This is a genomic window from Haloferax sp. s1, from assembly GCF_058382125.1.
The window spans coordinates 1-15,298 of sequence record NZ_JBZRPK010000682.1; the positions used below are offsets into that span (position 1 = coordinate 1).

Annotated in this window: 11 protein-coding genes; 8 read left to right on the top strand and 3 right to left on the bottom strand. The window is 58.5% G+C overall.

Annotated features, from left to right (window positions below):
* The 6 genes from QT222_RS17205 to QT222_RS17230 all read left to right on the top strand — a co-directional run.
* The coding region (locus QT222_RS17205; protein ID WP_491477879.1) for a nucleotide sugar dehydrogenase at positions 1-938 on the top strand (938 nt) is incomplete at its 5' end.
* A 29-nt stretch (positions 939-967) separates the two neighbouring features.
* Positions 968-1,993: a DUF354 domain-containing protein gene (locus QT222_RS17210; RefSeq protein WP_004060990.1), complete on the top strand. Its 1,026-nt coding sequence runs from the start codon at positions 968-970 to the stop codon at positions 1,991-1,993.
* Positions 1,994-2,219: 226 nt separating this feature from the next.
* Positions 2,220-3,323, top strand: a complete 1,104-nt coding sequence (locus QT222_RS17215; RefSeq protein WP_491477880.1) for an ATP-grasp domain-containing protein — start codon at positions 2,220-2,222, stop codon at positions 3,321-3,323.
* A gap of 52 nt (positions 3,324-3,375) precedes the next feature.
* Positions 3,376-5,370: a hypothetical protein gene (locus QT222_RS17220; RefSeq protein ID WP_491477881.1), complete on the top strand. Its 1,995-nt coding sequence runs from the start codon at positions 3,376-3,378 to the stop codon at positions 5,368-5,370.
* A gap of 379 nt (positions 5,371-5,749) precedes the next feature.
* Complete coding sequence (gene glmS, locus QT222_RS17225; protein WP_491477884.1) at positions 5,750-7,558, top strand: glutamine--fructose-6-phosphate transaminase (isomerizing); 1,809 nt, start codon at positions 5,750-5,752, stop codon at positions 7,556-7,558.
* 28 nt (positions 7,559-7,586) lie between these two features.
* Positions 7,587-9,296, top strand: a complete 1,710-nt coding sequence (locus QT222_RS17230; RefSeq protein ID WP_014732763.1) for an asparagine synthase-related protein — start codon at positions 7,587-7,589, stop codon at positions 9,294-9,296.
* 152 nt (positions 9,297-9,448) lie between these two features.
* Here QT222_RS17230 and glmU read toward each other — a convergent pair whose 3' ends face one another.
* A complete protein-coding gene (glmU, locus tag QT222_RS17235; protein ID WP_004060996.1) occupies positions 9,449-10,630 on the bottom strand; it encodes a bifunctional sugar-1-phosphate nucleotidylyltransferase/acetyltransferase in 1,182 nt (393 codons plus the stop codon).
* Between the two features lie 123 nt (positions 10,631-10,753).
* A complete protein-coding gene (locus QT222_RS17240) occupies positions 10,754-12,121 on the bottom strand; it encodes a thioredoxin (protein ID WP_491477882.1) in 1,368 nt (455 codons plus the stop codon).
* Positions 12,122-12,746: 625 nt separating this feature from the next.
* Between QT222_RS17240 and QT222_RS17245 the strand changes: the two genes are divergently transcribed.
* Both QT222_RS17245 and QT222_RS17250 read left to right on the top strand, forming a co-directional pair.
* Positions 12,747-13,034, top strand: a complete 288-nt coding sequence (locus tag QT222_RS17245) for a helix-turn-helix transcriptional regulator (protein WP_004060998.1) — start codon at positions 12,747-12,749, stop codon at positions 13,032-13,034.
* Positions 13,035-13,133: 99 nt separating this feature from the next.
* Positions 13,134-14,165 carry a PAS domain-containing sensor histidine kinase gene (locus QT222_RS17250; RefSeq protein WP_004060999.1) on the top strand — a complete coding sequence of 344 codons (1,032 nt, stop codon included), beginning with the start codon at positions 13,134-13,136 and terminating at the stop codon, positions 14,163-14,165.
* 36 nt (positions 14,166-14,201) lie between these two features.
* Here QT222_RS17250 and QT222_RS17255 read toward each other — a convergent pair.
* Positions 14,202-15,298, bottom strand: a 1,097-nt coding sequence (locus QT222_RS17255; RefSeq protein ID WP_491477883.1) for a glucodextranase DOMON-like domain-containing protein, incomplete at its 5' end; no start/stop codon positions are given.

Sequence of the window (15,298 nt, forward strand, 5' to 3'; positions counted from 1 at the left end):
CGGTCTACCCGGGTGCGACCGAATCGGTTCTCGTGCCCGCGCTCGAATCCGAATCAGGCTACACTGTCGGCGAAGACATCTTCGTCGGCTACTCGCCCGAGCGCGCCTCGCCCGGCGACACCGGTCGCGGCGTCCGCGACGTGGTCAAAGTCGTCGGCGCGAACGACGAGCGCGTCCGCGACGAACTCGCCGAACTCTACGGGAGTATCGTCGATGCGGGTATTCACAGAGCACCCGATATCGAGACGGCGGAGGCGTCGAAGGTCATCGAAAACGTCCAGCGCGACATGAACATCGCGCTCGTCAACGAACTGGCTATCGCCTGTGACCACATGGGCCTGACGACCGAGGATGTCCTCGAAGCCGCGGGGACGAAGTGGAACTTCCACGACGGCTACTCGCCGGGATTCGTCGGCGGCCACTGCATCCCGGTCGACCCGTTCTACCTCACCTACCGGTCCAAACGCGAGGGCTTCTCGCCGAAACTCGTCCTTCAGGCGCGCGAGATTAACGAGTACGTTCCCGTCCACGCCGCCCGGAAGACGGTCAAGACCATCAACGACTCCGGGCGCGTCCTTCAGGACACCCGCTTGTTGGTTCTCGGTCTCGCCTACAAACCCGGCGTCGGCGACATCCGGAGTTCCGAGGTCGGAACGATGATCGAGAAACTCGACGAGTTCGACATCGACTGCGTGGGGTACGACCCGCACGCCGACCCCGATGCATCGCGCGAGGTCTTCGGAATCGACGTGACTAAAACGGTCGATTTCGAGGCCTACGACGGCGTCGTCGTCGCAACCGCCCACGACGAGTTCGCCGCGTACGACCTCGAAGCGATGGCGGCGGGTCTCGGCTCCGACCCGGTCATGGTCGACGTGGCGGACGTGTTCGACGCCGACGAGGCCGCCGCCCACGGCTTCCACTACGCGCAGTTGTGAGACCACCGCTTTCCCATCCCTGTTCACCGATGGATATCCTCATCACGATTCAGCACCCCGCACACGTCCACTTCTTCAAACACGCTATCGACGAGTTCGAGGCGCGTGGCCACGAGGTGCACGTCCGCGCGCTCGACAAGGACGTGGCGCTTGCGTTGCTCGATGAGTACGGAATCGAGTACGAGGTTCTGGGCTCTCGCGGCGGGTCGCTCCCCCGCGTCGCGCTGTCGACACTCGCAATCGAGTATCGGCTCTACCGCGAAGCGAAGGAAATCCAGCCGGACGTGATGGCCGCAATCGGCGGCTTCGAGGCGTCACACGTCGCACAACTCGTCGGCGCGAAATGCGTCGTGTTCACCGACACGGAACACGCGACGCTTTCGAATGCGCTTACGTTCCCCTTCGCCGACGAGGTTGCAACACCCGGCTGTTACCACGACGACGCTGGCCCGAACCACTACCGTTATCCAAGCTATCACGAGCTTGCGTACCTCCATCCCGACCGATTCGACCCCGACCCGTCCACCCTCGACGACCTGCCGGTCGATGCCGACGACACCTACGCCGTCCTCCGACTCGTCAGTTGGGGTGCCGCACACGACGTTGGGGATGCCGGTCTCGACAGACTGACTGAACTGGTCGGCCGTCTCGAAGACGCGGGTGCGACGGTTCTCGTGTCGGCGGAGGACGACGCGCTCCCTCCGGAACTCGACGGGTACGATATCGATATCGACCCCCATCTCATCCACCACGTGCTCGCGTACGCCGACCTCTTCGTCGGCGAGAGTGGAACGATGGCCTCGGAGAGCGCGGTCCTCGGGACACCGACCGTGTACGTCCACAGTGCGGCCCCCGGACTGATGCGTGACCTCGCGTCGTTCGACCTGCTGTATGGGTACCACGGCGAGAACCGAAACAAGCACGCCGTGAAGCGAGCGGTCGACATTCTCCGGTTGTCCGACATCGATTGGGACGAACGACGCCGGGCGCTCCTCAATCAAAAAGTGGACGCGACGGACATTATCGTCCAGCGGGTTCTCGAGGCCGGAACGTAAGCCGCGAATTTCACGTCGTCTCTCAGGTGGTGGCCTGAGTGTCTGACCCATTGGTCGAGTGTCCGTCCCATGCTCGGTCCGGGGGTAAGTACCCCTCTTCTCTCCCGCCTCGAACCAAACTGGTCGATATGCTGGGCGCGTGGGAACCCGTGTTCTGTCGAATCGCGCGGGCACACATCATTTACCAAGTATATAATAAGGACCGTGTAGTTCTTGAACTATCACTATGACACTGCTGGATACAGTTCAATCTTCGAGCCGTGACGGTGATGTGACCGTGATGGTGGCCGGTGCCGGTCGACTCGGCACGTCGGGGATCGTCAAAGCCCTCCGTCAGACCGAGGCGTTCGACGCTCGCGTCGTCGGCGTAGATACGGACCCTGATGCGTGCGGATTCAGTTTCGTCGACACAGCGGCTACTGTCTCCCCCGTTAACGGCGGCGATTACATCTCCGACGTACGAGGAATCGCCCGGAGGGAAGACGTTGATGTGATTCTTCCCCTCATGGCCGCGGAACTTCGGTTGCTTGCTGAAGCGAAATCAGCCTTCGAAAACGACGGCATCGAAGTGATGGTTTCGGACCCGCGTGCCGTGTCGATTACAAGCGACACCGGGGAACTCTACGACCGACTCGCCAAACAGGTTCACCCCTCTGTGCCCGAATTTTATCGCGTTACTACTCCAGAAGAGTTTATCGACGCAGTTCACGCACTCGGCTACCCTCACCAACGTGTCTGTTTCAAGCCCTCTATCGCCAACGAGATGCGTGGTTTTCACATTCTCGATTCGAAGATAGACCGGTCGGGAATTCTGACGAATCATAAACCGAACAGCACCGTGACTACGTTGGATAACGTCCTTCCCATCCTCATGGAAATCGACGAATTCCCGAATCTCGTCGTCATGGAGTACCTTCCCGGTGAAGAGTTCACCGTGGATGCTCTCTCTCGTACAGCAGACACTCCAGTTGTCGTCTCTCGCTCCCACAACGAATCGTGTGACGGCCACTCGTTTACAAGCACGGTCGAAGAACGCCCGGAACTCATCGAGCGGACCCGCGAAATCTGTTCATTCTTGGAGTTGGAGTACAACGTCGCTTTCCAATTTAAGTACACTGCCAGTGGAGTCCCGAAACTCCTCACCGTTGACCCGTGTCTGTCCGAGTCGATTGCCGCGTGTGTCGGCGCTGGCGCGAACATGCCTGCGCTCGGCGTGCAGTATGCGCTCGGACGTGAACTTCCTCCAGTCGATATCGATTGGGGTACGCGCGTCGCCCGCGATTGGCAGGAAGTGTTCTACGGTCCAGATAAAGAACTAAGAACTATCTAACGGTGTCTGTGGTCCATCTCGAACGACTCCAGCGTTACGCACGTCTCAACATATGAACCTCATCTCATCGATACGCGAACGGTTGCAACAAACAGAACTCGACGTACTCGCAGCGGTCGTTGGCCTTGTGCTCGCTCTCGGGTTGTTCCCCATCCGATTCTTCTCGTCACAGATTTTCATCGTGACGCTTCCACCGATTCTCGGGGCCGGCTGTATTCTCTACCTTGCCGCGTCCCGGGGCACGGAAACGACAGACGGCCTTCCGACGCTGACGCCATCAGTCACCAGACTTCTGTCTGTTGGCATCTTCTTCGGACTTGCGGCGATGGTCACGCTCGCGGTGTTGCAGGGTGAACGAAGCGTCCTCTTCATGGACATCGGCGGCGTCGTCGGCGTCTTACTTCTCGGACAAATACTGCTCTCACCGGACGAAGAATTGCGCTCTGGGGTGTTTCTCACACAGGTCGTGATTTACTCGTTCGTCGTGCGTTTTGCCGCGCTTTACACGACAACGGGATACGTCGGTATCGACGTCTGGTCGCACACGACGTTCGTCGAGATGATACTACAGGCCGACTCGCTGTCGGCTATCAACGACAACAAGTACTACGCATCGCCGCTGTTTCACCTGCTTGCGTCGTCGTCGACGCACTTGCTGAGTCTGTCGCTTCGGAACGCGCTGTACCTCTCGCTCGGTATCGTGATGCCGCTCGTCTCGCTTTTCGTCTATGGGACAGCTCGATTGCTCGTTCCGCTTCGGTGGGCGCTTGCGGCCGCCGCGCTCTACGCGATGGGAGACCAGGTCGTCCGGTGGGGTATCCACCTCATTCCGACGAGCATGGGTCTCCTGTTTTTCCTTGCGTGCATGTACAGTCTCGTCCGGGTTATGCACGCGAGCGACAGGTGGCGTGACTTCGGGCTTCTGGTGCTGTTTAGTACGACGGTCATCCTGACCCATCAGGTCTCGTCGTTCATCATGCTGGTGTTGCTTTGTTTCGGGTTCGTCGCACAGGTGTTGCTTCAGTTCGATTTCTTCACCGAAGAACCGGACCCGCTTTCGCTTACGGGCGGCGGTTCTACTCCGGTGAACCTCGCCGGTCTCGTGGGGTTCAATATCGGTCTCATCGTGTTTACGTGGTCGCTGACGCCGTACAAGGGGGATACCTTCCTCGAAACCGTGCTCAGTTACTTCTACGTGAATTTGTTCAACGCTGGCTTCCTGAGCGGTGTCAGCGGCAGCGGCGGCTCGACCGGTGCCTCCGGAACGGCGCAGTCGACCGGTCCAACCTTCCTCTCTCAGGTGTCTACCTACGTCACCGAAGCTGGGTTCCTCTTGCTCATCTTCGCCGGTGTCATCGGGTGTCTCACCGTCCTCAGACGGTCGCGGGCAACCCAGACGACCTACTGTTTCGTCGGGTCGATTATTGCGATGATGTTCGTCGTACTCGGACTCCCGCTTTTCGGTATCGAGAACTTCGTTCCGGGTCGATGGATCGGATTCCTGTACGCTCTTCTCGCTATCATCGGGGTCGTCGGGTTCCGACACCTTGCAGACCGAACTTCGCTCAAGGTTATCGGCGTCGTCTTACTCTTGTTCGTGTTGCTCTACCCGAACGTGATGATTATGTCGAACGACGGCGCGATGGACAGCCCGGTGTTTCCGAACCAGCACGAACGGCTCTCGTACACGGACCCAGAACTCGCCGCAGTCGAAACGTTCGGTGCTGCTCGTCCGACTAGAAAAGGAGCGAAACTCTACACGGACCTGCCGTACGGGACAGTCTGGGAGCGGACAGAAGCCTATCCCGCGGAAGCGTTACCGATGAAACGAGGGAGACCGATTTCGCAAGGAATCATGGTGTATCGGACGTACCAGTCCGAACACGCCTCGTACTTCATGAACAATGCGACTGGGACAGTACAGAATTACAACCCGCCGAAGACGGCGGTCTGTCCGCCAACGACGAACTACGTCTACTCGAACGGCCACGTTACGATTTGTACGCTTCCCGGCGCGGAACCAACGCCGGTTCTTTCCGGAACGTAGCTACCACCCTCATTTCCCAAACAACTCGTGCTGGATGACAGTATTATCGGCCCGGTAAGCTGGCTTTATCCGTTGCTTGGAGGTGAGACACGGCCAGGGAGACGGTGGTTCGGGTGTTCTGTACACCGCGGAATCGACCGACGAGAGGACGGCTTTACCAGTTCTAGCCGCCCGATGACTACTTAGCTCGTTTATAGTAATGGGGGTTTCACTGTATGTGGTTCGTAGGGGGCGGCCAGCCGTCTACCGTTCCCCTCACAAACCATGATACGCCAGATTCAACGCTCGAAAGAAACAGACTGCGCCGCATCGCGCACAGCGCCCCGCTCGTGGAGCGTGAGTGGACGTCGAACGAGACGCGCTCGGAGGTGGCGCTAATATGTGCGGTATTATCGCGCACGTCGGTGACGGGCAAGCTCTCGACCCGCTCGTAACCGGCCTTGAAAAACTCGAGTACCGCGGCTACGACTCCGCCGGTATCGCCGTCAAAAACGGGACGGGACTCGACGTGTGGAAATGCTCGGGGCAGGTCTCAGACCTCAAAGAGACCATCGCCAACGTGGAATCCGAGACGCGAATCGGCATCGGACACACTCGATGGAGTACACACGGCCCGCCGACCGACGAGAACGCGCACCCGCACACGGACCAAACGGACCGGGTTGCGGCCGTTCACAACGGTATCATCGAGAACTACGAGGCGCTCAAGGCGAAACTCATCGACGATGGATACGAGTTCACGAGCGACACCGACACCGAGGTCATCCCGAACCTCGTCGATTACTACCTCGAACGCGGGAACGAACCGCTTGCAGCCTTCCAGCACACGGTAAACGAACTCGAGGGTAGTTACGCGATTGCCGTCGTCGTCGACGAAAACGACTCCATCTACGCGGCCCGTCAGGGGTCGCCGCTCGTGCTCGGCGTCGAAGCGAACACGTACTTTCTGGCAAGCGACGTTCCGGCGTTCCTCGACCACACTGACAACGTCGTCTATCTCGAGGACGGAGACACAATCGAGGTCCGAGCGGATGGCGTCAACATCGTCGACGACAACGACCAGTCGGTACAGCGCGAAGTCGAACAGGTCGATTGGCAACCCGACGAGACGGGCAAAGGCCAGTACGACCATTTCATGCTCAAAGAAATACACACCCAACCGACGTCACTCCGGAAGACGATTGAGGGGCGAGTCGATCTCGATTCGGGTTCGACCGACCTCGACATCGAAAGCGACCTCTCGGAGGTCGAAACCGTCCACCTCGTCGGATGTGGGACTTCGTATCATGCTGCGCTCTTCGCAGCGTGTCTGTTGAACCGCTGTGGGCTTTCGGCGCGTGCGATTCGCGCCAGTGAGTACGATTTGACCGCGGGTACTCCCTCGAACAACACGCTTTTCGTCGCGGTCACCCAGAGCGGTGAAACCGCGGACACCCTCAGCGCACTCCGCCGTGCGAACGATGTCGGCCTCGACACGCTCGCGGTGACGAACGTCGTCCAATCGACCGTCGCCCGCGAAGCAGACGAACCGCTGTACATCCGCGCAGGTCCCGAAATCGGCGTGGCGGCAACGAAGACGTTTTCCTCGCAGGCCGCGATGCTCACGCTCCTCAGCCAGCATCTCGCCCGCGTCAACCAGTACGCATCTCGAGTCAATAACATCGAAGCACTCCTCTCGGATTTGACCGACCTTCCTGATGCCGTCGAGAGGGTGCTCCAGTCGAGCAACGCTACTCGTCTGGCCGAGAAGTACCTCGACGAGAACGCGTACTTCTTCATCGGACGCGGACTCGGGTGTTCAGTCGCAAAGGAAGGTGCGCTCAAGTTCAAGGAAATCACCTACGAGCATGCCGAGGGGTTCGCGTCCGGCGAACTCAAACACGGTCCGTTGGCACTCGTCACCGACCGTACGCCGGTCTTCGCCGTCTGTGCGGACGATAGTTCGAAAACGGTGACGAACGCCAAGGAGGCACAGACGCGTGGAGCACCGATTATCGCCGTTTCGACGTCGGACCACAGCATCGTCGACACCGCGGACGACCACCTCTCGATCCCCGATATGCATCCGGTCTGCTCGAACCTCCTCGCAAACGTCCAGTTACAACTCCTCTCGTACTACTGCGCAACCGAGTTGGGGAGGGCCATCGACAAGCCCCGCAACCTCGCAAAGAGTGTCACTGTCGAATGAATCCCCTATCGAATCGCATCTCCTGACGATGAACAAAGAACTGTTTGGCGTCCTTGATGATGACGGCATGTTCGACAGTCTCGTGTCCCGGTCGAGTTTCGACTGGGTTGTAGACGGCGAGTGCGCCACCGTCGCGATTCGTGACCCGGCGCTCGGGTTCCCGGGTCGGTCGTCGACGTACAGTGACGAACGAGGCAGCTGTGTCCTCTGGGGGGAGATTCTCCCGCCGGACGGCGTCTCGACTCCGTTGGCCGAGTACACGCTGGATAGATACGAGGTGGTCGGCCGCGAAGCGTTCTCTGAGCTCAACGGGTCGTTCCTCGCCTTCGTCGAATACGACGACGATGCTATCATCGCAACCGACCCGGCACGCACGTGGCAGTGCTTCTACGCCGACACACCCGACGGTCGGGTGTTCGGGACGAACCCTCAGCGTGTTCTGTCGGCCATTCCCAGCACGGAAGTCGACACCCGTGGGCTACTCGAATACGTTCATATGGGCGTCGTCGTCGACGAACGGACGGTTTTCACCCGCCTCAAGTGTATCCCGTTCGATGGGTACATCACCGCTTCCGGAGCTGGAACGCTTTCGCGCTTCGTTTACGACCCTGCCGACCCGGATGAGTTCGACTACGTCGACGAACTTGCATCACGGCTGGAACGTGCCATCAAGCGCCGAACAATCTATCCCGGCCGACATGGATTGCTCCTGAGTGGCGGCTACGACTCCCGGGCCATCGTCGCACAGCATCCGGATATTGACGTGTGTTACACGCTCGGTGCGCCTAAACACCCGGAGGTAAAAGCCGCCCGTTCCATCGCGAACCAGTACGGCGCTGACCACGAGACGCTCATCGTGGATGAGAACTATCTCAATGTCGATGAAGAGACCATCGAGTACACTCTCGGGACACGCGAGTCGATTCACATCCACCATGCAGGGTGTGACGACAAGATCGATGTCGACACCATCTTCCACGGCTTGTTCTTCGATACGTTCCTCCGCGGTCACTTCCTCCCGCGGAACGTGGTCAACCTCTTCGGGAACAAGTTCCCGTTGAAGGGTCTCGAGTCCGACCCGAACGTCACGGAAGTTCTGTCGTCGAAATTCGTCTATCATCCGGCGTGCGACCACGTCTTCCCCGAGTGTTACGACGAGTTCGACACGAGTCTGGGGTTTATCGACGATGTCATCCAAGAGCAACTCGATAAGTGGTCCGACCGCTACGATAACGTCTACAACAGCATCTCGCTCATCGGTATCCAGAACCAGCCGACGCTCCCGTTCCATTTCGAACTGTCCGATAACTACATCGAGTCGTTCGTCGCGGCCGACGCGGAACTCATCGACTGGCACCTGAAGACGCCGCCGGAAAAGCGGAACACGAAGACGATGAAGCAGGCGATTCGGAAACTCGACCCGAACATCTTCAGGCATCGCCCACCTGACCGGCCGTATCACTCGCACCGAAAGAACCAGATAGAGAAATTCCTGCGACGGAAACTCCCGCTCATCGAGCCATTCAGCGCACCATGGCCCGACCTGCAGGCGCAGTACGCGGAAAACGAACTCGACCACAAACTCTTCCCCGGATATCCGTGTATCCACAAACTACCGGTCAGGGTCAAACTCCGCATCAACGACATCACCACGTGGATGAACGCCGCCGTGGACAACAACGTCCTCACACCGAACGACGTGTTGTGCCCCCCAGAGCGACTGCTCACGGACTCCTGATTTGGTCGGGGTTCTCTCAGTTGTTCGCTGTTCTGCGTTTCGTGACTCGTTGGTGCGTTCGTGGATAGATTTTGATGATCGTTGGTGCGTTCGTGGATAGATTGTCGACCTCGTTCTCAGTAGCGTTCGAACGAGACGCCTGAACGTCTGTTTTAACGGCCTCGCGCCACAGTCTCGCCGGGTCTCGTCTGCGTGCCTTCGGATAGTTTCACGCCGGCGTTGAGTCCAGTGTTAATCCCCGTCTTGACGTTGTCACCGACGATAGCACCTAACTTCTTGCGACCGGTCGAAACAGGCTCTCCGTTGACTGGGACGGTGATTGCTTCACTGCCGTGCCGTAAGTTGGCAACGTTGGTCCCCGCACCGAAGTTGACGTGCCGCCCGACGACGCTATCGCCGAGATACGAGAGATGGCCGACGTTTGTGCCTTCGAGGAGAACGCTATTTTTAATCTCGACGGCGTGGCCGACGCGAACGCCAGGCCCGACGAAACTGCACCCGCGGATGTAGGCGTTCGGACCGACTGACGCGCCTGCGGCGATGTACGCGGGGCCTTCGACGACGCTCCCGCAGCGAACAGTCGCGCCTTCCTCGATGACAACATCGCCTTGGATGGTCGCATCGTCGCTCACGTCGCCGTCGATTCGACGCTCGATTGTCCTGAGTTTCCACTCGTTGGCTTCCAGTAGCTCCCACGGGCGTCCAACATCGACCCATCGGTCGAGTCCGACAGGTGAAACGTCGTGTTCCGAGATGACCTGTTCGAGAACGTCGGTCAGTTCGCGTTCACCACGCTCGCTTGGTGGTACGTCGAGCATGTCGCGGGCTTCTTCGGGGAAAACATACGCACCGGCGTTTACGAGGTTGTTCTGCGGTCTGTCTGGTTTCTCGACGATTCCAGTGACGCTGCCGTCGGAGACGTTCAGGACGCCGTAATTCGACGGGTTCGAGACACAAACTGAGGCAACACTCGGAGCAACTTCAAATAGCGAGGCGATACTCGGGGTGTCATAGAGGTTGTCGCCGTAGAAGACGGCAAACGGGCCGTCGATGAATTCTCTCGCGGCGTGAACGGCATCTGCAGTTCCCTGTTGTTCGTCCTGAACCACGTAGGTGACCGGAACGCCGTGGTACGTGGACCCGAAGTACTCTCGAACTGTCTGTTGTCCGTGGCCGACGACGAATATGAGTTCGTCGACTCCGGCTTCGACCGCCGCACGAGCGGTGTGTGCCGCGATAGGTCGGCCCGCGACCGAGAGCATGGGTTTGGGCACGTCGTTCGACAGCGGTTTCATTCGAGTTCCTCTCCCTGCCGCGAGTACGATAGCCTGCATACCTGACGTAGTCGAACGATGGGCGTTATTATGCGCGAGATAAGCCAGAATACAGCTGAGTGCGGCCTCTACAACGGTCGATTAAGGTATCTGTGTCGGGTGTTTGGGACTCGTCGAAGTAACTCACCCGAAGAGCATACCGTGTTGCCAGAGCAGGTCGCGTGCGGCGGCGACTTCCCACATCACCCTGTCTTCGAAGTGAGTGTCCTTACGCGTCGTTTCGACGATGTATCCGGGCAGGTGCAGGTCGCCGTACACTTTGTGGATGAGTAGGGGCCGCGAGCCGTCTAGTGAGTTCCCGCGGTTGAAGTCGTAGTACGGCGGGTACTCCGAGCGGTCGATGTACTGCTCGTTGACGGCGTTACAGGCGTCTCTCGCGTTTTCTGGTGTGGCACGGGTGGGGAATATTGCTTGTCCGACCTTCCCGTCGTACTTGTAGATACCGCTCGAACTGTGGAGGTCGACGACGACGTCCGGGTCGTGTGAGACGAGTTCGTTCCAGATGGCCCGCGCGAGCGTGCTCGTCGGGTCTTCTCCGGTGGGGAACTGGCGGTTCAGATCGCCGTCGATAGTGTACCGTGCCTTGCTATCCGTAGCTGGCTGGTTCGCCCCGGGGGGGGGCCGGGGGGTCCCGCCCGTTGTACGGAAAAGCGGTCCCCTTGGTTGGGGCGTGTTCCGCTCCCGGTCTTCACCGTGCATCCCACCAACGACAAAGGCCACGGGTCCGGGTTTTCCCGAGTCGATAACGTGGACTGGCGTCTCGTATTTTGTCCCCGGAAGCAGCGAGTGCGTCTGTACGCTTCCGCTGTTGACTCTATCGAGACGTCGTTGCGTCCACCCGAGGATGTCGGTGTAGTTCCCGCGCTTGTGGTCACGAAGGAGGCGAACCCGAGGGACGGTGGGGACGCCGTACCGGATTGCCTCTTCGGTCGCAGAACGAACGAGGCTGTTGTATCGGCCGCGGTATGCTCGGTTGGCTATCTTTGTCGTGTTTCGGACTCCGCTGCGGCCCATATGGGACTCCAACTGGGTGTGCGTGTAGGATTTCGTCGTGACGTTCGAGAACATGAATTCGAAGAACTCCCAGAAGTTCTCCGGTTCGACGTCCCAGACCCCGTGGGCGGCGCGGGACGCGCGGGCTTCTCCTTCGTCGTCGCTGACGAGGTAGTCGTCGATAGCGTCCGGGCGGTACGAGAGGAAGCGAAGTTCGACATTGAGTTCGCCCGGAAGGACGTACTCGCGAACGATGTCCTCGAGGTTGTGCTGAACGAAGTACTGCGAGTCCTCGGAGAGGAAATTCACGTAGACGACGAGCGTCGGGTTCTCGTCGTCCGTCCCCATTGTTGGATAGAGACGTTCACTGAGGTACGGGGCGGTTCCGACGAGGCCTGCTGTGAATCCCGCCGAGACCCGTTGTACACCAATTGTACCGAACAACGCGAGTCCTCCCGTCGCAGTCGAAAAGTCACGGCGAGTGAGTTGGGTTGCCATTTCAGTTCAGACAAACAGATGTTCTGTATTCTTGTGATATCTGGACTTCATATGGACAGCCTTCATATATTTTTGTGTGAATAACTACGATTTGTCTGTGTGATTGTGTGTGAGGGAAGGAAGTCTCGGTTACAGACGACAAATTAAATTATTTGGTCGGACTTATGCCAAAATATTAATTTTGTGTATTTGTCGTGTCGAAATACTGTTGCTGTAAGTTTATTCGATGTCTCTACTGCTAATATAGAGGCTAATGCAGCCGCCTTGGTTCTTTCACGTCTGTGGTCAATCGCCAGTTCGTGTATGGTTTCGTTGTGTATGTGTCTGACATCTTACAGTGGTGGCAGAAAAAGAAAGAGTGAGGCCACCCCAGTCGCAGCCCGTGACAGGAGCCGGGTTCTGCGATAGTTCGCGGATAGGTCGACAACCGCCGGTGGGGAGCAGCGTCCGTCGACCCAATTCGAACATAGGCGGCTTCCCGGATTATTATCTGGTTACTAGAACGGTTTTCACCTCGGTTCCAGTTGTTACAATTGAGCGAGAGAATCGTTGTCCCCCTCTAGGACCTTTTTAGAGGAGCAACTATCTCGATGGTTCATGTACGTCGCACCCGTGGCGCTCTCTCATGGATGTTCACGAACTGACTGCGATTCAGCGCGATTTGCTCTTCGTTATCAGTGGAATGAGCGGTTCGTCAGGACAAGCGATTAAATCGGAACTGAGGGAGACACAGGGGCGTAATCTGCTCGCGGGGCGCGTCTACTCCAACCTCGATGAACTCGTTGAACAGGGTCTCGTCGACAAAGGGAGTAAAAACGGACGAACCAACGAATACGTACTCACGGAGAAAGGCGAAAAAGCAATCAGGAACCGCCGCCGCTGGGAACGGCGATACGTGAAACAGACCGTCTAACACGTCCTGTACGTTTTCTCCTCCTTCTGATGAACACTGATTAATTATATGTGGGGTGAGACTCCATTCGGTACGAGCGACTGACTCGCCGGCCCCCGCATGACCGACACACACGACTCGACGCACATTGTTCGGACTGTTGTCCAACATCTGCCGGAAGGCATCCTCGTCGAGGATGCGTCACGAAATATTCTCGCAACGAACGAGCGACTCGTCGAGATGTTCGGACTCGAACGCTCTCCATCTGAGCTCGTGGGTATGAACTGCGAACGCCTCGCAGAGAGTGTTGCCTACCTCTTTGTTGATTCGGAAGCGTTCGTTTCGGCTATCGACGAGACTCTCGAACACCGAGAGCAGATTGACCGCGAGGAGTTCAAACTGACCGACGGCCGGGTCTTCGAGCAAAGTTACGTTCCCTACACACTCCCGGAAGGTCCAGCAAACCTCTGGGTCTACCGCGACGTGACAGATGACAAGGAGTACGAACGTCTCATCGGTCGGCAAAACGAGCGTCTCGAAGAGTTCGCGAGCGTCGTCTCCCACGACCTCAGAAACCCGCTCAACGTCATCCAGGGGCGACTCGAACTTGCACTGGAACGACACGACAACGACGAAGATTTGCAGAAAGCCGCCGAGGCTCTCGACCGGACGTTCGAACTCATCAACGACCTGCTGATGTTGGCACGAGAGGGAACAGCAGTCAGAGACCCGGGTCGAATCGTTCTCGCAGATGTTGTGACTCGGTGTTGGGGGACTGTCGAGACAGGGGAGGCAACACTGGCAGTCGACACCAACCACGTCGTCCGCGCCGACGAATCACAGGTCAAACAACTTCTGGAGAACCTCATTCGAAACGCCATCGAACACGGGGGTGACGGTGTGACTGTATCTGTCGGTAGTCTCGCCGATGGGTTCTACGTCGAAGACGACGGCCACGGTATTCCGGCCGATGATTGGAACCAAATTTTCAGCACGGGATACTCTACTTCGCCCGAGGGAACCGGCTTCGGACTCTCTATCGTCCAAACTGTCGTCCACAACCACGGATGGGAAATCGGCGTTACGGAGAGTCAATCGGGTGGCGCACGGTTCGAGATAACCGGTGTCACCGTTCTCGACTCGACTTCGTAACGGCTCTTTTCTGGACGGCTTCTACCATCCGACGACTTACTCCAGTGCGACGTACGGAAGTGTTGCTGGGTCCCCGTCGGCGTAGTCAAGCACCGTTGCTTGCGAATTCCCGTCCGGTACGATAAGGTCTGCAATGAGCGGTGCGTCGTCGACTGCGCCCGACTTCGCACCACCGAAGACGTACGCTCCACGTTCTTCTTTGACCGGACGAAGCGACCCCCGGTCTTCGGACTGCACCGCAGCGACGACTTCCAGTGTTCCCGCGTCGACGCCGTCGAAGGCCGCTCGGTCGAACGTGAGCGTGACCGTATTCGACTCGCGGTCGACAGTTTCCTGAAGTGTGATGGCGTTCCCCGATTCGTCGCTGAGGGCTGCTCCAGTCGCATCGACGGCGCTCTTCGTGAACCCACTTACTTCGAGGCGGTAGTGCCACGAATCTTCGAACGAGACGGTTGCACCGAGGTCGTCGAGACTCCTGTCGGTTCCGCCGTCTTTGTTCGGGTCACGAACCCACAGGAGGAACAGTTGTGGCGAGAACCCTCGACCGCTCCCGAAGGCGTTGTACAAGTTCTCCACTTCGAAGGTTACCTGATACCTGCCCGGTGTCTGTTCGACGGTGACCGACTGCAGGTCGAATGCTCCCTCTTTGAACGCCCCGTTTGTCGGGTACGTGTAGGCTCCCGGACCGTCGTCGTCACCCGTCGGGTCGGAGAGTTTCGCAACGGTTTCCGGAGGTTTCACCGTTACCGTCTCGGAAGTGAGCGTCTGTCCGTTGGCTGTTCGAACGGTGACTTCGTAGGTTCCGGGCGTGTCGATAGCGTACGAGAGTGTGTCCTGTTGGTCGGTCGTGTGGGGTGGGAACCGGACGTTCGACGTAGCCACGTTCTCGCCGTCGACGACGATTTCGACAGTGGTACCGCCGATATAGTCCCCCGAGTTCGACCCCGTCGCGGTCACGAACGACTCTCTGACGAACGGGTTGTCTCGAATCGAGATTTCGATGTCTTGCTCAGGTCGCTGGTACGTCGGAAGCCGTTCGAGGTCGTCACTCGTTGCTGGCTTGAGTCGAATCGCCGTCCCGCCCGTCTCGGCCATCGAGGCGAGAAGCGTCGTATCCGCCGTGACGATTGCCT